Raw genomic sequence first — 20,772 nt, forward strand, 5'->3', positions numbered from 1 at the left:
GTGACTTCCAGCTTTCGCCTGGTTACTTATCATGATCACAGCCACAGCCATGCTCCTCACAGCGCACCTGAGTCAGGGATGACTCCAGCGCCTCCAGAATGGAGCAATGCTCGGCACTTTCATTGCCGCCGCAACAGGCGCGGGACAGGGTCTGCAAAGTAGTTTGAAAAACCGTGAGCTGAGCGATACGCGCTTCAACCTGCGCCAGTTTGTCATCCACCATGCCTTTAACGTCCGCACAGGCCCACTCAGACTTATTCAACTCAATGGACAACAGCTCGGTGATCTCCCCCAGGGTAAAGCCCACCGCCTTGGCCCGCAGAATAAACCTGAGCCGATTGGCGTCCTGCTCGGTATACAGGCGATAACCTGAATCGGTCCGCAGTGAAGGCGTCAGCAGCCCATGCTTTTCATAAAACCTCAGGGTATCGGCCTTGACGTCACACAAACTGGCCAGTTCACCAATGCGATACATGCACATCCTCCTGTATCCACTTAAGCCGGAGTATAAACCTTGGAGTTTAATCCAAGGTCAAGGATTCAGGTAAATAAGAATTGATCTCAAATCACATTTCCATGATTCATCCCCGACCAACGCCAGTGCAACGGCCTCACATCAGCAAACACTGCGCAGCAATCGGAGGCGGTGTTCGCCATCAGTCCCCCGGTGTTCGCATATCAATATTGTGAAATTACACATAAAAACCCTGAGCTCTGAGCATCTCATGTAAAATACGCCCGCCTGAGGAGGTCGTCACATGCACTCTCCTCTACCCCAGTGGCAATCTGTCCACTCCGGTTTGTCCCTGTTGGATAAGGGACTTTTGGAAAGCAGCGCCGGCTCTGTGTTTGAGTCCCAGCGCTGCTTTCCGAAAGATCCTTGAACTTAAAGGCATCAGTCTGCCTGCCTTAGGGCCGGAATAACTGACTGCGCCTCAAGAAAGACCACTACAAACTGGACCCTGTAAACCCATGACAACTCCAAACCCTATCCGCCGCGCGCTGCTCAGCGTGTCCGATAAAACCGGTATCCTCGAATTCGCTGCTGCCCTGCACCAACAGGGTGTGGAACTGCTGTCCACTGGCGGCACCGCCAAACTGCTGGCCGACAATGGCATTCCGGTTACTGAAGTGTCTGATTACACAGGCCATCCGGAAATCATGGACGGTCGGGTCAAGACCCTGCACCCCAAGGTTCATGGCGGTATTCTGGCCCGTCGCGGCATGGATGAAGCTGTGATGGCCGACAACCATATCAATGCCATCGATCTGGTTGCGGTTAACCTGTACCCCTTCGCAGCGACCGTTGCCAAGCCAGGCTGTACGCTGGAAGATGCCATTGAGAACATCGATATCGGCGGCCCGACCATGGTGCGTGCCGCAGCCAAAAACCACAAAGACGTCACTATCGTGGTGAACGCCAAAGACTATGATCGCGTGCTGACCGAAATGGCCGCCAATGACGGCGCCACCACCCATGCCACCCGCTTCGATCTGGCCATTGCCGCCTTTGAGCACACTGCCGCCTATGACGGCATGATCGCCAACTACTTCGGCAGCATGGTACCGGCCCACTCAGATGATGAGTGTGCCGCAGACTCCAAGTTCCCGCGCACCTTCAACACCCAGCTGCTCAAAAAGCAGGATCTTCGCTATGGCGAAAACAGCCACCAGACTGCGGCTTTCTATGTTGATACTCAAATTGATGAAGCCTCAGTGGCCACTGCCGTGCAGCTGCAGGGCAAGGCATTGTCTTACAACAATATCGCCGACACTGACGCGGCGCTGGAGTGTGTCAAAGAGTTCGACGCCCCTGCCTGCGTAATCGTTAAGCATGCCAACCCATGCGGTGTAGCCCTGGGCGACAACCTGCTGGACGCCTACGACCGCGCCTTTAAAACCGACCCAACCTCCGCCTTCGGTGGCATCATCGCCTTCAACCGTGAGCTGGATGCCGAAACTGCTGCCGCCATTGTTGAGCGTCAGTTTGTGGAAGTGATTATCGCCCCTGTGGTGAGTCAGGCCGCCCGCGATGTAGTCGCCAAGAAGAATAACGTGCGTCTGCTGGAGTGTGGTCAGTGGAACACTCAGACTAAATCACTGGACTACAAGCGGGTTAATGGTGGCCTGTTGGTGCAGGACAGAGATCAGGGCATGGTCGGCTTGGATGACCTTAAAGTCGTTACCAAACGTGCGCCGACTGCGCAGGAGCTGAAAGACCTGCTGTTCTGCTGGAAAGTGGCCAAGTTTGTGAAATCCAACGCTATTGTTTATGCCAAAGACGGTATGACCATTGGGGTCGGCGCAGGCCAGATGAGCCGGGTGTACAGTGCCAAAATCGCCGGTATCAAGGCTGCTGATGAAGGCCTGCAGGTTGAAGGCTCAGTGATGGCATCCGACGCCTTCTTCCCATTCCGCGATGGTATCGATGCTGCAGCGGCCGCAGGCATCAGCTGTATCATCCAGCCAGGCGGTTCGATCCGCGATGAAGAGATTATCGCGGCGGCCGATGAACATGGCATGGCCATGGTGTTTACCGGCATGCGCCACTTCCGTCATTAATCGCCATAAGGCAGTCGTACAGACTGCCTTTTACATTCAGGATTTAAGGAATTAGCAGATGAAGATTCTTGTAATTGGTGGCGGCGGCCGCGAACATGCACTGGCCTGGAAGGCTGCTCAAAACCCTGCTGTGGAAACCGTGTTTGTGGCACCGGGTAACGCCGGCACGGCACTGGAACCCAAACTGGAAAATGTCGCCATCGAAGCGACCGATGTGCAGGGACTGCTGGCGTTTGCCAAAGACAATAACATCGCGCTGACCATAGTCGGCCCGGAAGCGCCACTGGTTCTGGGTGTAGTCGATGCGTTTCGCGCAGCTGACCTGACTATTTTCGGCCCGACTCAGGCCGCCGCGCAGCTGGAAGGCTCCAAAGCCTTCACCAAAGACTTTTTGGCGCGCCACCAGATCCCGACTGCCGATTATCAGAACTTCACAGAGATCGAACCGGCCAAAGCCTTTGTTGCCTCACTGGCAGCCACAACCGGCTTCCCTGTTGTGATTAAGGCTGATGGTCTGGCCGCCGGTAAAGGCGTGATTATTGCCCAGAACCAGCAGGAAGCCGATGCCGCCATTGATGACATGCTGGCCGGTAACAAGTTCGGCGATGCCGGCAGCCGGGTGGTGGTGGAAGAGTTCCTCAGGGGCGAAGAAGCCAGCTTTATTGTGATGGTGGATGGCAGCAATATCCTCGCCATGGCCACCAGCCAGGATCATAAGGCGCGCGACAATGCCGACAACGGCCCCAACACAGGTGGTATGGGCGCTTACTCTCCGGCGCCAGTGGTCACTCAGGAGGTACACGACTGGGTGATGGCGAATGTGATCCGCCCAACCGTGGATGGCATGGCCGCTGAAGGCAACACTTACACCGGCTTTTTGTACGCAGGGTTGATGGTAGATAGCCAGGGCAAATCCAAGGTGCTGGAGTACAACTGCCGCTTCGGCGACCCGGAAACCCAACCCATTATGATGCGCCTCAAGTCAGATTTGGTGGAGCTGTGTCTGGCGGGCTGCCGCGGTGAACTGGATAAAGTGACCGCTGAGTACGATGAGCGCGCTGCCCTGGGCGTGGTACTGGCAGCCGGTGGTTATCCGGATGAATACCGCAAAGGCGATGTGATCGATGGCCTGGATCTGGGCGACAACAACGCCAAAATTTTCCATGCCGGCACCCAAATGCAGGACGGCCATGTGGTCACCAATGGCGGCCGGGTACTGTGCGCTACCGCACTGGGCCACACTGTCACCGAGGCGCAAAAAGCCGCCTACGCACTGGTCGACCAGGTTCACTGGGATGACGTGTATTTCCGCACCGACATAGGCTACCGTGCCATCGCCCGGGAAAATCAATAATCCCAAGCGCACTGCAGCACATATCTGATCGTCAGTTCTGGCGATCAGCGTCAACGCCCCGCCAACTTGGCGGGGCGTTTTTATTTTTGACACCCGCCAAAACAATGACGCATATAACATTGTTTTTATTGAATTTTTATTATTTATTTAACATCCAACACCGCTATAATAACCACTTTGCAGCAACAGCCAATTAACAAGGATGGCTCATGAAAAACTCTCTGATGTTCAGTGCAATCGCACTGGCACTGACAGGATGCAGTGGCGGCGGTTCAGAAGGGGATGGCAACACGACCGGGCCCACGCCTCCTCCGGTCAGTGTTTACCAGGCCAGTACCCAGACAGACAATGGTGGCAAGCTGGCCCCAACCAGCCTGAGTGTAGAAGCCGGCAAGCAGGGCAGCTTCAGCGTTGAAGCAGCAGCAGGCTATGTGCTCGACAGCATCAGTGGCTGTGGTGGCAGCCTGTCCGGCACCACTTACATCACGTCGGCCATCAATGCCGACTGCACGGTTTCGGCCAGCTTTATCACTCACGCCAGCCACGCCATCCGCGAGCGCGACCACAGCCTGGCCAGTGCCGATGAATTGATCACGCATGCCAGAGAGGCGATCGTCACCAGCGAGCAGACCCGCAAAGCCATGGTGGATCAGATTTTCAGCGGGATCAGCAGCTTAAGCTGGCATCCCAGCCATGACTCCATCACCTTCACCAGCTTTTTGCCGGAATCGACCCTGACCCTGCTGCCCTCCAACATCAATGGCAATGGCGATCCGGCCGTACGCGGCTTGGTGATGACCGCCGAGCAGCAGGACTATCGCTGGGCAGCCATGGGCTCCAACCTGTTTTCAGTCAGCACCAATGCCGAGACCGACAGTGTTCTCAAGGGGCTTATCAGCTGGCTGACCAAGGGCCAGGATAAGACAGATGGCCTGGTGCTGGTCACCGCTCAGGTGCCCAGTCGCGCCGACAGCTGGTACTTCCCCCACAATGAGGGGATACGTAACTGGCTCAATGCCCATTTTGCTGGCAGCCACAGTATCAACGAGGCCAACGCCTGTGACTACTCGGCGCTGAGCGAGTGTATCGACACCCTCAAGCCGGATCTGATTGTGATTTCCGACATCGATCGCCAGGGCCTGGGCTTTGCCGGTATCGAAGCTGCGGTAGCCAAAGCCAAAGCCGCTGGCATCCCCATTCTGCTGTCTAATTACCGCCGGGATGCCAGTGCCATGCTCACGCCGCTTTACCGGCAGATGGGCCTGGTCGCCTGGGGCAACTACTGGCAAAAATTGCAGGTCAGCGATCTGGCCGTCGCCACCATCAAAAGCGATGATGCCAACCTCAAAGCGGTCGACACTCTGCTGGCCAATCTTGCCAGTGGCAACTTCAGTACTGAACTGCTGAGCAGCTGTGGCGGCAACTTCATCAACTGTGGCGTGACCGGGTTTCAGGAAAACTTTAAACAGGGCGCGGATTGGCTGCGCAGCGCGCTGATCACCCTGGACCGAAGCGCAACTGACAGCTTCTCCCTTGACGGTGCCGATACCCTCAAAGCCAGTGTATTGTTGGCAGACAAATACCGTCAGGCCATTGATTACCCCATCGCCTGGGAAGATCACACTGCCTGGCAGCAGGCGCTGCTGGCCGACTGGCTGGTGAACTACGCCCGTGCTGATAACGCGGCCCAACCGGATCTGGGCGAGTTTGTCACCCACAGAAACAATCTTGCCAAGGGCAGCAATGCCGACTATCCGCATCCTGCAGTGAAAACTGACCGCAGGGCTATCTCAGTGCCCTACCCCAATCAGTGGACCACCACAGGCTGGTACGTATTGCCGGGACAAACCGTTACCCTGACCCGTCACGACAGCTCATCGGCCAGAGCGGAGGTGAAACTCAACTACCACAGACCCAACACCAATCGGGCGTTTGAGCAGAAGGTTTACCGTGGGCCACTGGAGCTGGCCACTCAGCGCCTGCCGCTGGCCGCCGGTGAGTCAGTCAGTTTCTCCAGCCCCTATGGCGGCCCGCTGTATCTGTATCTGGGTAACGGCGATGGCGAGCTGACGGTGGATGTCAGTGCCAGCGGTATTGTCCATCACCCGACTGTGATGGATTTTTCCGATCCGGCGCAGATCCTGCGCTTCAATCAACTGATGGCTGACACCCAACTGCCCCATGTGGATCTGCGCAACGACGGCGCTGAGCAACATATGCGCCGGGACAAGTTTGAAAACGCCATTGGTGGCTCAAATATCACTGCGCTGCTCAAAAGTGTGGCCGAGGATCATATCAATACCGTCTACACCCTGGCGGGCCTGAAAATCCAGGGCCAAACCCTGCAGCAATCGCTGCCGGCTGATGTGGCCAATAGTTGCAGTAACCTGCTGGGCGAAGAGTGCTTTGATGAGTCGCTGCACACCCGTCGTATCATCCAGCACGCCAACTATGATCAAAACGCCCATTGCGGCTGGGGCTGCAGCGGTAACCCCTGGGATGCCGGCTGGGATATCAGCCCGACCGGCTGGGGTGATAACCATGAGCTGGGGCACAACCTGCAAACCAATCGCCTGAACGTGCAGTATGCCAGCGCAGCTGATGCCGATAACTGGCCGGGCTATGGCAGCCGCGCCGGAGAAAACTCCAATAACATCTTCCCCTATGTGGTGAAGTGGCGAGCTCACTATGTGCGCGACGGCGCCACCAGCCAGATCACCGATGGTCACATGAACCACAAGGATCTTTTCTATGTGTTCATGTCAGATGCGGCCAATGTACAGGATTCGGCAGGCAACCGGGTCGTGCTGGGCGCCAGCTGTAATAAATTGGATAACGGCGCCAGCCGCTATGAAGCCCCCTGGGCAAGCAACGCCTACGCCACCCACAATGGCTATCGCATGGCATTTTATATCCAGATGGCGCTGCGTGCTCACGGCATGACACTGGCGGATGGTACCCGTCTGAGCAATGGTTTCAGCATCTTTACCTTGCTGTACCAGCATCAGCGTATTTTCGGCGCCGTCTCCGGCAGCGCCGCCGACTGGGATGCCAACAAGGATCGGCTGGGCTTTGGCCTGTTCCCCTATGAAGGTCATGCCGTTTACGGTGGCCGCAGGGTCAGGGACATTCCTGGCAATGATTTTATGCTGGTGTCTCTGAGTAAACTGACCGGGATGGACTGGCGCAGTCATTTCGACCTGCTGGGCCTGAGGTATTCCTCTCTGGCCGCCACTCAGGTACAGACCAATGCCACCCGCGGCAGCCTGCCAATGGGCATGTATATTCTGGAAACGGATCTGCCACCGGCGAACATGAGCGAAGGCCTGACCTTCCTGCCGCTGTCTCCTGCTGATGGTACAACCGTGTGGCGCGATGGCAACAGTCCAGCCGGTTGCCCTGTGCCTCAGGCGTGATTGTAGCGGGTGATTAATGGTTTGATGATTGATGTGAATACGCCCGCGCTTTGCGGGCGTATTTTTAACGATTGTTCACTTGCCCAAGACCCGCCACAGGCGGAGTATCAGCTTATCAGTTAACGATTTTGGGGAGGTTAAAGTCATGTCCAGAGACATAGATAATCTGATTTACAACGGCGAAAAAGATGGCATACATAACTGGGAAAGCATTTCCGGCATGCACTTCTACTGGCATCCTGACTGGCTGCATATCGCTGAGGATATGACAGGCCATAAAGCGGCGATCAGCATCAACAAAGACAATGCCACCCATCACGATGCAGCGCAGGCGCTGTCAAAACATCTGAGCAATCAGGCAAAAAAATAGGCTGCCCCAGGGCAGCCTTTTCTTTACCTTGCGTACACCAACCGAAGAGCAGTTACAGGCTCTTGGTGAAAGTACGGGTAACGACGTCACGTTGCTGATCAGGAGTCAGCGAGTTGAAACGTACCGCATAACCGGACACGCGGATAGTCAACTGAGGGTACTTCTCAGGGTGAGCAATCGCGTCTTCCAGCGTTTCACGCTTCAGTACGTTAACGTTCAGGTGCTGGCCACCTTCGCGGGCAACTGGCATCTCAACTTTAACTTCACGGGACTCAAACTCGCCCAGTTCAGCGTAAGCGGCAACGTTATCTACCATTTCCTGGTTCTTGGCAGCAACACAGCGCACAGTACCTTCTTGCTGATCGTGCAACCAGATGGAGTTGATCAGTTCTTCGGATGGTGATTGAGTAATTTGGAATGCAGAAATCATAATGAGTTCACCTAAATTAACCACAGAATAATGTGCTGGATTGTAGATGCTTTTAAGCAAACTCAACAGCTTTTTTTGTGTTAATTTTGCGATACACACACTACATCTTGTGTTTTGAGTGAAATTATTAATTTCAATTTCCAGCAGCAGACTATCCTGCAGATGCCAGTGATTACTTACTTGTATCACTGGCAAACAAATAAAATAAGGTGAGCAGTGATGCCCGCTGGCAGGCGGCGATGGCCCGATAGTGAGCCCGGTGCCGGGATCATTTACGCTGGGTAATCGCTTTCATGGCGACCCAGTCCAACATGGCTGGCCAGAGCATTTTCAGCCACTTGCCCAGCCTGCCGCGGGTAGAGGTCAACAAATCCCTGCGCCGTGCCAAAATAGCGGGCACCATTAAGTGTGCACACTGCTGCGCCGTCATCAATTTATCCTGCTGCATGGGTGAATGACCCAATGGATTGCCTCTGGCATCCAGCGCCCGTTTATGGATCTCTGACAACACAAAATCCGGATAAATCTGAGTGATGGCGACGCCATGAGCTGCCAGTTCAATCCGCAGCGAATCAAAAAAACCGGTGACCGCATGCTTGGATGCGCAGTAACCGCTACGCTCAGGCACACCGGTTAACCCGGCCAGCGAGGACACCACTACTATTTGCCCCCTGGCGGTTTTCAGAGCCGGCAATGCCAGCTTGGTCAACTGTACCGGCGCCAGATAATTCACCCTTATCAGCTTTTCCATCACTTCCAGATCTGCAAGTTGGTCGAATCTGGACCACATGGTAATGCCGGCGTTATGGATCAGAATATCCAGCCGCCCCAGTTCCACCTCGCACAGAGTCACCAGATCGGTACAGCTCAGGCGGTCGGTAATATCCATGGCAAAGGCCGTTGCCACTCCGCCCTGGGCATGAATCTCAGCGACCAGCGATTGCAGACGTTCCTGATTGCGGGCACACAGCACCAGGTGACACCCCAGCGGTGCCATCTCCAGGGCAAGTGCCCGGCCAATCCCCTCTGAAGCTCCGGTAATAACTACAACTTTATCTTTTAAGTCAGCCATTTAGTTTCTCCGACAAGGCGCATTTCAAACTCTCACAGCCGGACTATGAACGCAATCAAATGTGATAAATTTGTGAGATTTTGGCGATAACAGAGTGATTTCCCCTTGGCACAGTAGCAAACGCATATTTGTTAAAACCGTCCAGGAGAACCCCAATGAACCCAAGAGTCATCTCTGCCGCAGCACTGCTGTGTGCCCTGACAGGTCTGCCATCTCAGGCCGCCCAAATCGATGTACAGCTTGCCAACCTGTCCCACGGAAATTACTTCACGCCTTTGCTGGTTGCCGGTCACAAGAATGACATTGCCCTGTTTCACACCGGCGAAACCGCCAGTGCCGCGCTGCAGAAAATGGCAGAGGGCGGCGACATTGCAGATCTGTCTGCAGCAGTGACCGGTGCCGGAGGTGCGGTGCTGGAAAATCCGGCTGGCGGCCTGCTGGCGCCGGGCATGACAACCGAATTGAAGTCGCTGGATACCGGCGACAATGGATATCTGTCTGTGGTCGGCATGATCCTGCCGACCAACGATGGTTTTGTCGGTCTGGACAGCTGGAAAATACCAACAACCGCCGGAACTTATACTCTATATCTCAATGGTTATGATGCCGGTACCGAGGCCAATGATGAAATCGTCAATGGCGCCGGCGCACCTGGCATGCCGGGCATACCTGCCGCTCCGGGGGGCGCCGGAGGGGAAAATGCCACCGGCATCAACGACACGTCGACCAACGACAAAGTCCACATTCACCCAGGTGTGCTGGGAGATATGGACAGCACGGGAGGCCCAAGCGATCTGAACAGCCAGGTGCACCGCTGGTTAAACCCCATTGCCAAACTTACGGTCACAGTGAAGTAAGGAGTACGCCATGGCTATTTATCTTCAGCGTCGGAATTTCGGCATCCAACTGGCTTTGATGGCGTCTTTGGGGTTGTTGCTGGCTGCCTGCTCAGACAACAACAACGATACACCACCACCTGAACCACCTCAGCCGCCAGCCGCGATGTCACGCAGCTTTGAGGTGACTGTGACCAATCTGACCGCCAATCAGCCTTTGTCCCCGATAGGCACCTTCCAGCATACGGACAATGTGCAATTCTGGTCGGCAGGCCAAGCAGCCAGCGTCGCACTGGAAAAGCTGGCAGAAGGCGGTGATACCAGCGAGCTGGCGACACTGCAGGGCGTCACGGCGTCGACAACCGGCAACGCACCTGTTGGCCCCGGCGCCAGCGAGACACTTACCCTGGAAGTCCCTGAGGCAAAGGTTGCTAATCTGGCGGTCATGTCCATGCTGGTGAATACCAATGACGCTTTCAGCGGGGTGCAGAGTGTGGATGTCAGACAGCTTGGTGTTGACCAAAGCCTGAGTTTTAAAACCATGGCTTACGATGCCGGCACCGAGGCCAATTCTGAGGCCAAAGGCAGCATACCTGGCCCCGCTGACGGCGGTGAAGGTTTCAATGCCGCGCGCGATGATGTCAACAGGGTTCATATTCACCCCGGCGTGATCAGTGCAGACGACGGGCTCAGTGATTCAGTACTGAGCGCCTCACACCGTTTCGATAACCCGGTCATGATGGTGACAATAACACGCACCAAATAACCGCCGCAGGCGACGATGAAATATGTTCCTCTTTTCGCGGGTCAACTAACAGACCCGGCGAAGGGAGGAACCTATGAACACGCCTCACAAAGAAGCAACTCACAATCCCCAGTCCATCCTGTTGGTGGAAGATGAGCAGGACTTATCCCAGTTGGTACAACTCAATCTCAATGCGTTGGGTTTTCGGGTATTTCATGCCAGTACCCTGCAACAAGCCAGCCAGCTAATGACCGACACAGATATCGATCTGCTGCTGATTGACCGAACCTTACCCGATGGTGATGGTTTGATGCTGTGCCAGCAGCTGCGACTGCAGGGGGTGCAGCTGCCGATAGTCATGCTCACCGCCAAAGACAGCGAAGCCGACATAGTACTGGGGCTGGAAAGTGGTGCCGATGACTATGTCACCAAGCCATTCAGCGTGCTGGAGCTCAGAGCCAGAATCAAAGCACGCCTGAGATTCGTCGATAAACCAGAAGATAAGTCGTTACAATTCAACGGCATTACCATTAACTGCGACACCCGTGAGGTGATTGCTGACAATACTGAACTGCAACTCACTGCCAGAGAGTTTGATCTGCTGACGTTTCTGGCCAGCCACCCCCAGCAGGTATTCAGCCGAATGCAATTGCTTGAGGCAGTATGGGGCCTTAATTACGAAGGCTACGAACATACGGTCAACAGCCATATCAATCGACTGCGCAGTAAACTCGCCCACCGTCCACGTCTGGCAGACACAGTCAAAACCGTCTGGGGGGTAGGTTACAAATTTTCCCCCCCGGGGAAAGAGGTACATGCCTGATGACCAGTATGTTCAGCCGACTGATGCTGACATCCTGCCTGCTGGTGCTGGCATTGCTTATGTTGCTCTGGCAGTGGCTGGAGTACAGCCATGAGGCCAATGTAGATCTGGTGCAGCAGTCTTTACACCGGGAACTGGCGGAGCACATGGTACACCTCAATCCCATGCTGTCCCGGGGAGTGACTTCCAAAGAGGCGCTAAAGGAAGCTTTTCACGATTTTATGTTGCTGGGCCCCAGCTTCGAAATCTACACCCTGGATCCCGGCGGACGGGTCATCGCCTATGATGCACCATCGGAAAAAATACTGTCTCCCCAGGTTGATCTGGTCCGGGTTCAGGCCTTTCTCAATGGCCAGCCTCTGCCGCTGTTTGGCACAGATCCCCGCGGTTCAAAAACTGAAAAAATATTTTCTGTCAGCGAGTTACGCGACAGTGCTGGCTCGCTGACCGGCTATTTGTATGTGATTCTCGGCGGCGAATCATTTGACCATTGGCAGGCATCGGCACAGGCGCTGCATCAACAACGAACCTGGCTGGTAAATCTGCTTATCTTCGGACTGTTTACGCTGCTGCTGTTGGCGTTGATGTTACGGCTGCTGACCAGACCGCTGCGTCGCCTGTCCGGTGATCTGGCATCACTGAGCCAAATGCAGCTCGGCGACAGGCCGCCACAACTTCCCGGACACTATGCTGGTGCCAGTGAAGTGAGCGTTCTGGCCGGTGAAATCAATCAACTGCTGACTCAGCTTGCCCGTCAACATCAGCTGCTGAAGCAGCAACAACAGGCCAGACAGGACTTTTTGCTGCATCTGTCCCATGATCTGAAAACACCACTGACTTCCTTGCTGGGTTTTATCGAAACCTGGCGGCTCAGTCCCAATGACAGTAACCGGGATCACATGATTGATATGGCAGCCAACGCCGGTTATAAGCTGCAGCAATTGCTGGCACAGCTGTTGGAACTGTGTGCCCTGGAAAATCAGCAGCTCAGTGCCCACAAAACCAGAATCGATCTCGACAGCTATTTGCAGGAAATACAGCAGAGCTTCGTCGCCAAAGCCAGGCAGGCAAAAATCACCCTCGAATTTTCCGGTGCAGGCGCCGCGGTTAACAGTGACCCTCAGCTGCTGATGCGCATTCTCAACAATTTGCTGGACAATGCTCTCAGATATACGCCTGCCGGCGGTCGCATCACAGTGAGTTCGGTCTGGAAGGAAGGTAAATGGCAACTCAAGGTGCAGGATACCGGAGCCGGGATGCACCAGCAGCAACTGGTGGCACTGTGCACACCACAACCCAAAGCCGCGAGTTTTGAGCAGAACAGCCCGCTGCCACAGCTGGGTGTCGGGCTGGCCATCGTTCGCAAGCTCACCTCAATATTGAAATGCAGCCTGAGCATCGACAGTCGCCCCGGCGAAGGGTGCAGTGTCTATCTGGCACTGCCCTTTATTCTGCCGCCAAAAGCAATAGGGCACCGCCAAGCGGTGCCCTGAAAGTCGAATAACGGACGACTTACTTGTGGTACTGAGCAGACAGCTCGTGTACCGACTTGATGAAGGCGCCTGCGTGCTCTGGATCCACGTGCTGGTGAATACCATGACCCAGGTTGAACACGTGACCAGTGCCTTCGCCGTAACCGGCCAGAATAGAAGCTACTTCTTCGCGAATACGCTCAGGAGATGCATACAGCATGGAAGGATCCATATTGCCCTGCAGTGCCACCTTGTGACCAACGCGACGACGGGCATCGGCGATATCCACAGTCCAGTCCAGACCCAGCGCGTCACAACCGGTTTCTGCCATCGCTTCCAGCCACAGACCGCCACCCTTGGTGAACAGAGTCACAGGCACCTGACGACCTTCGCTGTGACGGGTCAGACCGTCTACGATCTTCTGCATATAGCGCAATGAGAACTCGCGGTAAGCCGCATGAGACAGCGCGCCGCCCCAGGAGTCAAAAATCATCACAGACTGAGCACCGGCCGCGATCTGGGCATTGAGGTACAGAGTCACGGAATCAGCCAGCTTGTCCAGCAGCATGTGCAGAGCAGCAGGCTCAGAGTACATCATACGTTTGATCTTCTCAAACGCTTTGCTGGAACCGCCTTCAACCATATAAGTGGCCAGCGTCCATGGAGAGCCGGAGAAACCGATCAGCGGCACTTCGCCCTTCAGTTCACGACGGATGGTACGCACAGCGTTCATCACATAACCCAGCTCATCTTCCGGATCAGGAATAGCCAGCTTTTTGATGGCTTCAATAGTGTCAGTTGGACGCTCAAAACGTGGACCTTCGCCCGCTTCGAAATACAGGCCAAGACCCATGGCATCAGGAACAGTCAGAATGTCAGAGAACAGGATAGCGGCGTCCAGTTCGTAGCGACGCAGTGGCTGCAGGGTGACTTCACAAGCCAGATCGGCGTTACGGCACAGAGACATAAAGTCACCAGCCTGGGCGCGGGTGGCACGGTATTCAGGCAAATAACGACCGGCCTGACGCATCATCCATACCGGAGTCACGTCTACAGGTTGCTTCAATAACGCGCGTAAATAACGATCATTCTTCAATTCTGCCATTTGGCTATTCCTACACTTGTTAATTTCCGGCACCTGGGAGGAGTACTGGATGACCGGCAAAGCACCGGGACAAATTCAGGCCTGCGAGTGCAGGCAGTACTCACCCCTGAATCGAGGTTATTCTCGGTTCCTTCAGAGAGCGCCTAGTTTAGCATTTGCGCGATTAAAATAACGATCCTGACGCAATTTCTGTGAACTTATCCCTATCATCTTGACAAGGTTTATAAAAGTTTTCACAAGTTGCAAAAATTCCTCAGATTTTGCGAACAGTCGCACACAGCCAGTTCTGTGTGACAAAAAAATGTTGCATGGGTTCCGCCCCTTTGGTATAAAAACTCTGCGCTAGCAAGAACAATCAAGAAGCTCGCCACATCGAGCCCTGAAAAACTTCATTTACCCGGTTGCAGTTACTGCCACCGGGTTTTTTATTTTCCGCGCAATAACAGTGCGTTTTTATTCACCCGTCACAATATTTAATTCATCAACAATTAGTGATGAACCTCATACTTTTGAATGAGTAGATTCACAAGCCACTATTTATCATCACTTTTCATCTGGTAGCAGCACTCAATTCTGCTGCACTTTCAAAACAACAGAGTGGTAGACCTATTCTCACGCTTTTGCTACCAAAAACAGCAAAATCGACTGAAATCATACAAAGCGTTGAACTGCGTAAAAACAGTTGATCGATCCTTTGCGGGTGGCCTACATTAGTTTCAGGGATGCTGAAAACTACGAGGCTTGCCATGCTGATCAATTTGGAACAGGCGCAACAAAAATGGGGTGGCTCCAACAAGTTAATCGACCAATGGTTGAACAATCGCCGGGTTTTGTTGGTGCAGTACTGTAAAATTGCCGGATTGGCACCTTATGAAGCACCAAGTCGCACACTTCCCCCATTGGAAGAGGTCAAAACCTTCTGCGATCTTCTGGTTGATTATGTTTCTGAAGGCCATTTTGAAATCTATGATCAGGTGGTCAGCGCCTGTGAGAATATTTCAGAAAACTGCCGTACCAAGGCTCATCAGGTCGTCCCCCGCATCAGTAAAACCACAGACGCCGCGCTTGATTTCAACGATAAATATTCCGAATCCGATGACGACGAACTGTTGTACGATTTGGACAAAGATCTCGGCACGCTGATGGAAGCCATGGAAACTCGCTTCGAGCAGGAAGACGAGTTATTGGAGATTGTTTATAGCTACTCCGAAGAGGTTGTTGAAGTTCAGTGAGCTCAACACGTTCAGTGTATAAGGTCGGTAATATGCTGACCTTTTGCGTTTCCGGCATCACCGTCATGCTGTTGACAGAAAAGTCACTTCACCCACTTTACTGATACTGAAATCAAATCTGATCCAAATTCTGCCCGCGACAATTTCAAGCCGCATCAACCTCGAGTCACTAATACCTCCAGCGCGCTATCAAACACCATTGTGATCAATGGAAACAGAGCCCTTACCAGCGACCGCTAAACATATTCACCGGAACCAGCCTCCACCGAACCGCCACTTACACTGTAAATCAAACTGATGACAGATTATTGAACTGCAAGTCATTTGCAGGCACCATCAAACATGTTGCAATTAAGTTGCTGTATTTATGGATTGCGGCAACCAACCACAACAGACACAGCTTCGAAGCCGGACAGTGACGCAACCACAGAGAAATAAGTCAGGGTCTTCACAGCGCGTCTGCATGTAAAGAAATCATTGAGCTCCATCGAACCCACAAAAAATCGGGAGAACAAATGCGCACGACTCTATTTCTGATATCTGGCCTGTGTTTGATGGCATCGCTGCTGATCCTGGCAAAACTGTTCAGCGAGCACTTTCGTTCGGCGCCAAATTGGGCTCTTGGTTTAGCGTCAGTAGTTTGGTTGGCGGCCACCCAGGCAAACATGTGGACGGGTGTGGTTAAGGCAGGCTACTCCGTTATGGAAGAGCTTCCTGTCATGCTGCTGTTGTTTCTGGTACCTGCAGCAATAGCCGTGCTTGTGCGCTGGCGGTATCTGTAATGGAGGGTTTGCATATGGGTAAAGGCAGATTAGAAGCCTTCAGTGACGGGGTACTGGCAATTATCATCACCATTATGGTGCTCGAAATGAAAGTGCCCCATGGCGATACTATGGGCGAGTTATTGCCTCTTGCACCTGTGTTTTTAAGTTATGTGCTGAGCTTTATTTACGTGGGTATTTACTGGAACAATCATCACCACATGCTCCATGCCTGCAATAGGGTCAGTGGCGGGATCCTTTGGGCCAATCTTCATTTACTGTTTTGGCTGTCGCTGTTCCCATTTGTTACCGGCTGGATGGGGGAAAACCATTTTGCTGCTGTGCCTGCAGCACTTTATGGCTTTGTGTTGCTGGCGGCTGCACTTGCCTATTGGCTGCTGCAACAAACCATCATCAAATCCCAGGGCACAGATTCCAGGCTAAAAGTGGCAATTGGCAACGACTGGAAAGGCAAGATATCGCCGGTGCTGTATCTGCTCGGCATTGTATCTGCATTTTGGTGGAACGGAGTTGCGCTGGCGTTTTATGCCCTGGTCGCGCTGCTGTGGCTGGTGCCGGACAGAAGAATAGAAAAATCTCTCGAAATGTAGCCAGGTGTCGGAAGCTATTCTGGATGTCACCACTCTCAGATACGACCGCCTAAACAACATCAGATTGTTGAAAACAAAAAAGCCGGCTTGCGCCGGCTTTTCAACTCACGAAGCGACAGTACTTAGACCGCAGATTGGAAGATCACTGCACCGGCTTTCTTGGTGTAGGACTCAATCTCATCGAAGTTCAGGTAGCGGTAGGTATCGGCCGCAGTAGCGTCGATTTCCTTGGCGTAAACCTGATATTCCTCTGGCGATGGCAGACGGCCCAGCAGGGCGGCTACGGCGGCCAGTTCGGCTGAGGCCAGGTATACGTTCGCACCGGTACCCAGACGGTTCGGGAAGTTACGGGTAGAGGTAGACACCACAGTGGCACCATCGGCTACGCGAGCCTGGTTACCCATACACAGAGAACAGCCCGGAATTTCGATGCGGGCACCGACGCGGCCGAAGATACCGTAGTAACCTTCTTCGGTCAGCTGGTCCTTGTCCATCTTGGTTGGCGGGGCAATCCACAGACGGGTTGGCAGGCTCTTGGCGAACTTGTCCAGTACCTTACCGGTAGCACGGAAGTGACCTATGTTGGTCATACAGGAACCGACGAACACTTCGTCAATCTTGGTGTTGGCAACGGCAGACAGCAGCACGGCGTCGTCCGGATCGTTAGGGGCACACAGGATTGGCTCTTTGATTTCGTTCAGGTCGATTTCGATAACCGCTGCGTACTCGGCATCCTTATCAGCTTCCATCAGCTCTGGGTTCTTCAGCCACTCTTCCATGCCCTTGATGCGGCGCTCGATGGTACGGCGGTCACCGTAGCCTTCAGCGATCATCCACTTGAGCATGACTATGTTGGAGTTCAGATACTCGATGATAGGATCTTTATCCAGCTTGATAGTACAACCGGCGGCAGAGCGCTCGGCAGAGGCATCAGACAGCTCGAACGCCTGTTCAACTTTCAGGTGTTCCAGACCTTCGATTTCGAGAATACGGCCAGAGAAGATGTTCTTCTTGCCCTTCTTCTCAACAGTCAGCAGACCCATTTCGATGGCCTTGTGCGGGATGGCATGCACCAGATCACGCAGGGTGATACCAGGCTGCATTTTCCCCTTGAAGCGCACCAGTACCGACTCAGGCATATCCAGTGGCATTACGCCGGTGGCTGCGGCGAAGGCTACCAGACCGGAACCGGCCGGGAAGGAGATACCGATTGGGAAACGGGTGTGCGAGTCACCGCCGGTACCTACGGTATCGGGCAGCAGCATGCGGTTGAGCCATGAGTGGATAACACCGTCACCTGGACGCAGCGAAATACCACCGCGGTTCATGATGAAGTCAGGCAGGGTGTGGTGGGTGTTCACGTCCACTGGCTTTGGATAAGCAGCGGTGTGACAGAATGACTGCATGGTCAGATCGGCGCTGAAGCCCAGACACGCGAGGTCCTTCAGCTCATCACGGGTCATAGGACCTGTGGTGTCCTGAGAACCAACGGAAGTCATCTTGGGCTCACAGTATTGACCGGGGCGAACACCGGCCACGCCACAGGCTTTACCCACCATCTTCTGGGCCAGGGTGTAACCCTTACCAGTGTCGGCCACGTCCTGAGGACGAACGAACTCGGCAGACGCGCCCAGACCCAACACTTCACGGGCCTTGTCGGTCAAACCACGACCGATGATCAGCGGAATACGGCCACCGGCGCGTACTTCATCGAGCAGCACGTCGGTCTTGAGTTCAAACTCAGAAATCACTTCATCGCTGCCATGGCGACGTACCTTGCCCTCGTAAGGGAAGATATCAATCACATCGCCCATTTCCATCTTGCTGACGTCCAGCTCGATTGGCAGAGCGCCGGCATCTTCCATGGTGTTGAAGAAGATAGGGGCGATTTTGCCGCCCAGACAGAAACCACCGGCGCGCTTGTTTGGTACGAATGGGATGTCATCACCCATGAACCACAGCACTGAGTTGGTGGCAGACTTACGCGAAGAACCGGTACCGACTACGTCACCCACGTAAACCAGTGGGAAACCCTGGGTTTTCAGCTCTTCAATTTTCTTGATTGGGCCAACTACACCTGGCTCATCGGGCACAATGCCGTCACGGGCGTTTTTCAGCATTGCCAGGGCGTGCAGCGGGATGTCCGGACGAGACCAGGCATCCGGTGCCGGAGACAGGTCGTCGGTGTTGGTTTCACCGGTGACCTTGAATACGGTCAAGGAAATCTTGTCAGCCAGTTTTGGACGGCTCAGGAACCACTCGGCGTTGGCCCAGGATTCAACCACTTGTTTGGCGTGAGCATTGCCAGCGTTCATCTTCTCAACCACATCGTGGAAAGAATCGAACATCAGCAGGGTGTGTGACAGGGCTTTTACAGCCAGCGGGGCCAACTTGTCGTTGTCCAATTGATGGATCAGCGGCTCGATATTATAGCCACCCTGCATGGTGCCCAGCAGCTCAACGGCACGCTCAGCGCTCAGGATGGGGGAAGTGGCAGTGCCCTTGGCGACGGCATCCAAGAAACCGGCCTTCACATAGGCAGCTTCGTCAACACCGGGGGGGATACGGTTTTCCAGCAACTCAAGAATAAAGGCTTCTTCACCGGCAGGTGGGTTCTTAACCAGTTCAACCAGCTCGGCAACCTGTTGTGCATCCAGTGGTTTAGGGACAACGCCCTCGGCAGCACGTTCTTCGACGTGTTTACGATATGCTTCTAGCACGGCAACATTCCTCTCTGTTTTGGCGCGCTGCGCCAATCCGTTTCTTTACCGGGACCATCAGCAGGGGGATCGGGTTCATCAATGAACCCCAAACACTTTCGGTCTGCAGCCTGTAGGGCACAGCTGCCACCATCCGTGGCACTCAGAGATGAATGCTTCTGGGTACTTATCAGTTAAGTAAAAAGTGTTTTAAGACCCGTCCTACCTGAGCACAATGGGACTCGCCGGGTGAATTTACCGCCGGCCACACCGATTGGGACTCCGTCAGGTCACACTACTCACACTTTGATTGCTCTTTCACCGCCCCGGAGAATCCGGGCTGGCAGTGGTTCGACCATTCTTGCGGTCGCAGTATACAATAATCCGGGAAAAGTATGAATCAGATCACAACCTTGCGCGAATAAAAAGCCACTGCCGCTGCAAAAATACTCTTTCGCCTGCACAGCGAACATTAGACCATAGTGGCAAACACGCACAAAATTCATTCAATACAAGCCTCTGAATGAGTTCATTACTGTCTTGTGCCCGGACTTTCATGGCATGATGACGGCCTCTTTGGCCACCGGGAACTCAGTGTGACTATTGCATTATCTGCCGTCATCTTCGATATGGACGGTGTATTAATTGATTCAGAACCTTTATGGCAACTGGCTGAGCTGGATGTATTCCATGCACTCGGCCTGCCACTGACACTTGAAGAGACCCATCTCACGACAGGATTGAGAGTCGATCAGTTGGTTGAATACTGGTATGCCCGTATGCCCTGGCCTGACTATGACAATGCCGCTACTGCAAATGCCATAGTGGATGCGGTGGTGCAGCGAATAATGCTTGAAGGCGACGCCATGCCCTTTGTCATGGAAGCGCTGCAGGCTTGCCGGCAAACGGGGTTAAAGATCGGCCTGGCCACCTCGTCACCGATGAAATTGGTCAATGCTGTGCTCGATAAACTGGCAATACGTCACAATTTCGATGCCATTGAAAGCGCAGAGCGGCTCAAGTACGGCAAACCACATCCAGAGGTCTACCTCAACTGCGCAGCCAAGCTGGGGATTGCTGCCACCCAATGCCTGGCAATTGAAGACTCCTTCAATGGTTTGATTGCCGCCAGAGCGGCCAATATGCAGACACTGGTGATCCCACCGGCCGAGCAGGCCTCACAGCCCAGATGGGCCGCCGCTCATCACCAGTTTGAGTCACTGAAGCGGTTACCCGAGTTACTCAACGAACGCTGAACAGACAAAACAATAATGCCGGGCAGTT

At 54.0% G+C, this 20,772-nt stretch carries 17 protein-coding genes; 12 read left to right on the forward strand and 5 right to left on the reverse strand.

The window, feature by feature from the left end; all coding sequences use genetic code 11:
• Nucleotides 1–22: 22 nt before the first annotated feature.
• Nucleotides 23–475 (reverse strand): Zn(2+)-responsive transcriptional regulator, encoded by a 453-nt coding sequence (gene zntR, locus ACRRUX_RS18860; protein WP_432533390.1) that lies wholly within the window; start codon nucleotides 473–475, stop codon nucleotides 23–25.
• A gap of 497 nt (nucleotides 476–972) precedes the next feature.
• Here zntR and purH point away from each other — a divergent pair, with 497 nt between their 5' ends.
• The 4 genes from purH to ACRRUX_RS18880 all read left to right on the forward strand — a co-directional run bounded on the left by purH (nucleotide 973) and on the right by ACRRUX_RS18880 (nucleotide 7,702).
• Entirely contained in the window at nucleotides 973–2,562 is a 1,590-nt protein-coding gene (purH, locus tag ACRRUX_RS18865; RefSeq protein WP_432533393.1) for a bifunctional phosphoribosylaminoimidazolecarboxamide formyltransferase/IMP cyclohydrolase, read from the forward strand.
• 58 nt (nucleotides 2,563–2,620) lie between these two features.
• A complete protein-coding gene (purD, locus tag ACRRUX_RS18870; protein ID WP_432533396.1) occupies nucleotides 2,621–3,916 on the forward strand; it encodes a phosphoribosylamine--glycine ligase in 1,296 nt (431 codons plus the stop codon).
• Nucleotides 3,917–4,125: 209 nt separating this feature from the next.
• Complete coding sequence (locus ACRRUX_RS18875; RefSeq protein WP_432533399.1) at nucleotides 4,126–7,332, forward strand: ImpA family metalloprotease; 3,207 nt, start codon at nucleotides 4,126–4,128, stop codon at nucleotides 7,330–7,332.
• A gap of 145 nt (nucleotides 7,333–7,477) precedes the next feature.
• On the forward strand, nucleotides 7,478–7,702 hold the full coding sequence (locus ACRRUX_RS18880; RefSeq protein WP_432533402.1) for a hypothetical protein: 225 nt from the start codon (nucleotides 7,478–7,480) through the stop codon (nucleotides 7,700–7,702).
• Nucleotides 7,703–7,754: 52 nt separating this feature from the next.
• Here ACRRUX_RS18880 and grcA read toward each other — a convergent pair whose 3' ends face one another.
• Nucleotides 7,755–8,132 (reverse strand): autonomous glycyl radical cofactor GrcA, encoded by a 378-nt coding sequence (gene grcA, locus ACRRUX_RS18885; protein ID WP_432533405.1) that lies wholly within the window; start codon nucleotides 8,130–8,132, stop codon nucleotides 7,755–7,757.
• 268 nt (nucleotides 8,133–8,400) lie between these two features.
• Entirely contained in the window at nucleotides 8,401–9,204 is an 804-nt protein-coding gene (locus ACRRUX_RS18890) for an SDR family oxidoreductase (RefSeq protein WP_432533408.1), read from the reverse strand.
• Between the two features lie 155 nt (nucleotides 9,205–9,359).
• Between ACRRUX_RS18890 and ACRRUX_RS18895 the strand changes: the two genes are divergently transcribed.
• The 4 genes from ACRRUX_RS18895 (at nucleotide 9,360) to ACRRUX_RS18910 (ending at nucleotide 13,101) form a co-directional block, all read left to right on the forward strand.
• Nucleotides 9,360–10,061: a spondin domain-containing protein gene (locus ACRRUX_RS18895; protein ID WP_432533411.1), complete on the forward strand. Its 702-nt coding sequence runs from the start codon at nucleotides 9,360–9,362 to the stop codon at nucleotides 10,059–10,061.
• Nucleotides 10,062–10,071: 10 nt separating this feature from the next.
• Entirely contained in the window at nucleotides 10,072–10,806 is a 735-nt protein-coding gene (locus ACRRUX_RS18900) for a spondin domain-containing protein (protein ID WP_432533414.1), read from the forward strand.
• Nucleotides 10,807–10,879: 73 nt separating this feature from the next.
• Nucleotides 10,880–11,608 carry a response regulator transcription factor gene (locus tag ACRRUX_RS18905; protein ID WP_432533417.1) on the forward strand — a complete coding sequence of 243 codons (729 nt, stop codon included), beginning with the start codon at nucleotides 10,880–10,882 and terminating at the stop codon, nucleotides 11,606–11,608.
• Nucleotides 11,608–13,101 (forward strand): sensor histidine kinase, encoded by a 1,494-nt coding sequence (locus ACRRUX_RS18910; RefSeq protein WP_432533420.1) that lies wholly within the window; start codon nucleotides 11,608–11,610, stop codon nucleotides 13,099–13,101. Before ACRRUX_RS18905 ends, ACRRUX_RS18910 begins: the two co-directional genes overlap by 1 nt.
• Before the next feature lie 19 nt (nucleotides 13,102–13,120).
• Here the strand turns inward: ACRRUX_RS18910 and hemE are convergent, their stop codons facing one another.
• Entirely contained in the window at nucleotides 13,121–14,185 is a 1,065-nt protein-coding gene (hemE, locus tag ACRRUX_RS18915) for a uroporphyrinogen decarboxylase (protein ID WP_432533423.1), read from the reverse strand.
• Nucleotides 14,186–14,931: 746 nt separating this feature from the next.
• Between hemE and rsd the strand changes: the two genes are divergently transcribed.
• The 3 genes from rsd to ACRRUX_RS18930 all read left to right on the forward strand — a co-directional run bounded on the left by rsd (nucleotide 14,932) and on the right by ACRRUX_RS18930 (nucleotide 16,789).
• Nucleotides 14,932–15,417: a sigma D regulator gene (rsd, locus tag ACRRUX_RS18920; protein WP_432533426.1), complete on the forward strand. Its 486-nt coding sequence runs from the start codon at nucleotides 14,932–14,934 to the stop codon at nucleotides 15,415–15,417.
• Nucleotides 15,418–15,971: 554 nt separating this feature from the next.
• Nucleotides 15,972–16,199, forward strand: a complete 228-nt coding sequence (locus ACRRUX_RS18925) for a hypothetical protein (protein ID WP_432533429.1) — start codon at nucleotides 15,972–15,974, stop codon at nucleotides 16,197–16,199.
• Between the two features lie 14 nt (nucleotides 16,200–16,213).
• Nucleotides 16,214–16,789 carry a TMEM175 family protein gene (locus tag ACRRUX_RS18930; protein ID WP_432533432.1) on the forward strand — a complete coding sequence of 192 codons (576 nt, stop codon included), beginning with the start codon at nucleotides 16,214–16,216 and terminating at the stop codon, nucleotides 16,787–16,789.
• Nucleotides 16,790–16,911: 122 nt separating this feature from the next.
• Here the strand turns inward: ACRRUX_RS18930 and acnB are convergent, their stop codons facing one another.
• Entirely contained in the window at nucleotides 16,912–19,509 is a 2,598-nt protein-coding gene (acnB, locus tag ACRRUX_RS18935) for a bifunctional aconitate hydratase 2/2-methylisocitrate dehydratase (protein ID WP_432533435.1), read from the reverse strand.
• A 575-nt stretch (nucleotides 19,510–20,084) separates the two neighbouring features.
• Here acnB and hxpB point away from each other — a divergent pair.
• On the forward strand, nucleotides 20,085–20,744 hold the full coding sequence (gene hxpB, locus ACRRUX_RS18940; protein WP_432533438.1) for a hexitol phosphatase HxpB: 660 nt from the start codon (nucleotides 20,085–20,087) through the stop codon (nucleotides 20,742–20,744).
• Nucleotides 20,745–20,772: the final 28 nt, after the last annotated feature.

The organism is Shewanella sp. GXUN23E (genome assembly GCF_050865035.1).
Classification (GTDB): domain Bacteria; phylum Pseudomonadota; class Gammaproteobacteria; order Enterobacterales; family Shewanellaceae; genus Shewanella.

Excerpts from the sequence above, each read along its gene's own strand:
- zntR (WP_432533390.1), bottom strand. The coding sequence starts at position 475 with ATGTATCGCATTGGTGAACTGGCCAGTTTGTGTGACGTCAAGGCCGAT.
- purH (WP_432533393.1), top strand. The coding sequence starts at position 973 with ATGACAACTCCAAACCCTATCCGCCGCGCGCTGCTCAGCGTGTCCGAT.
- purD (WP_432533396.1), top strand. The coding sequence starts at position 2,621 with ATGAAGATTCTTGTAATTGGTGGCGGCGGCCGCGAACATGCACTGGCC.
- ACRRUX_RS18875 (WP_432533399.1), top strand. The coding sequence starts at position 4,126 with ATGAAAAACTCTCTGATGTTCAGTGCAATCGCACTGGCACTGACAGGA.
- ACRRUX_RS18880 (WP_432533402.1), top strand. The coding sequence starts at position 7,478 with ATGTCCAGAGACATAGATAATCTGATTTACAACGGCGAAAAAGATGGC.
- grcA (WP_432533405.1), bottom strand. The coding sequence starts at position 8,132 with ATGATTTCTGCATTCCAAATTACTCAATCACCATCCGAAGAACTGATC.
- ACRRUX_RS18890 (WP_432533408.1), bottom strand. The coding sequence starts at position 9,204 with ATGGCTGACTTAAAAGATAAAGTTGTAGTTATTACCGGAGCTTCAGAG.
- ACRRUX_RS18895 (WP_432533411.1), top strand. The coding sequence starts at position 9,360 with ATGAACCCAAGAGTCATCTCTGCCGCAGCACTGCTGTGTGCCCTGACA.
- ACRRUX_RS18900 (WP_432533414.1), top strand. The coding sequence starts at position 10,072 with ATGGCTATTTATCTTCAGCGTCGGAATTTCGGCATCCAACTGGCTTTG.
- ACRRUX_RS18905 (WP_432533417.1), top strand. The coding sequence starts at position 10,880 with ATGAACACGCCTCACAAAGAAGCAACTCACAATCCCCAGTCCATCCTG.
- ACRRUX_RS18910 (WP_432533420.1), top strand. The coding sequence starts at position 11,608 with ATGACCAGTATGTTCAGCCGACTGATGCTGACATCCTGCCTGCTGGTG.
- hemE (WP_432533423.1), bottom strand. The coding sequence starts at position 14,185 with ATGGCAGAATTGAAGAATGATCGTTATTTACGCGCGTTATTGAAGCAA.
- rsd (WP_432533426.1), top strand. The coding sequence starts at position 14,932 with ATGCTGATCAATTTGGAACAGGCGCAACAAAAATGGGGTGGCTCCAAC.
- ACRRUX_RS18925 (WP_432533429.1), top strand. The coding sequence starts at position 15,972 with ATGGCATCGCTGCTGATCCTGGCAAAACTGTTCAGCGAGCACTTTCGT.
- ACRRUX_RS18930 (WP_432533432.1), top strand. The coding sequence starts at position 16,214 with ATGGGTAAAGGCAGATTAGAAGCCTTCAGTGACGGGGTACTGGCAATT.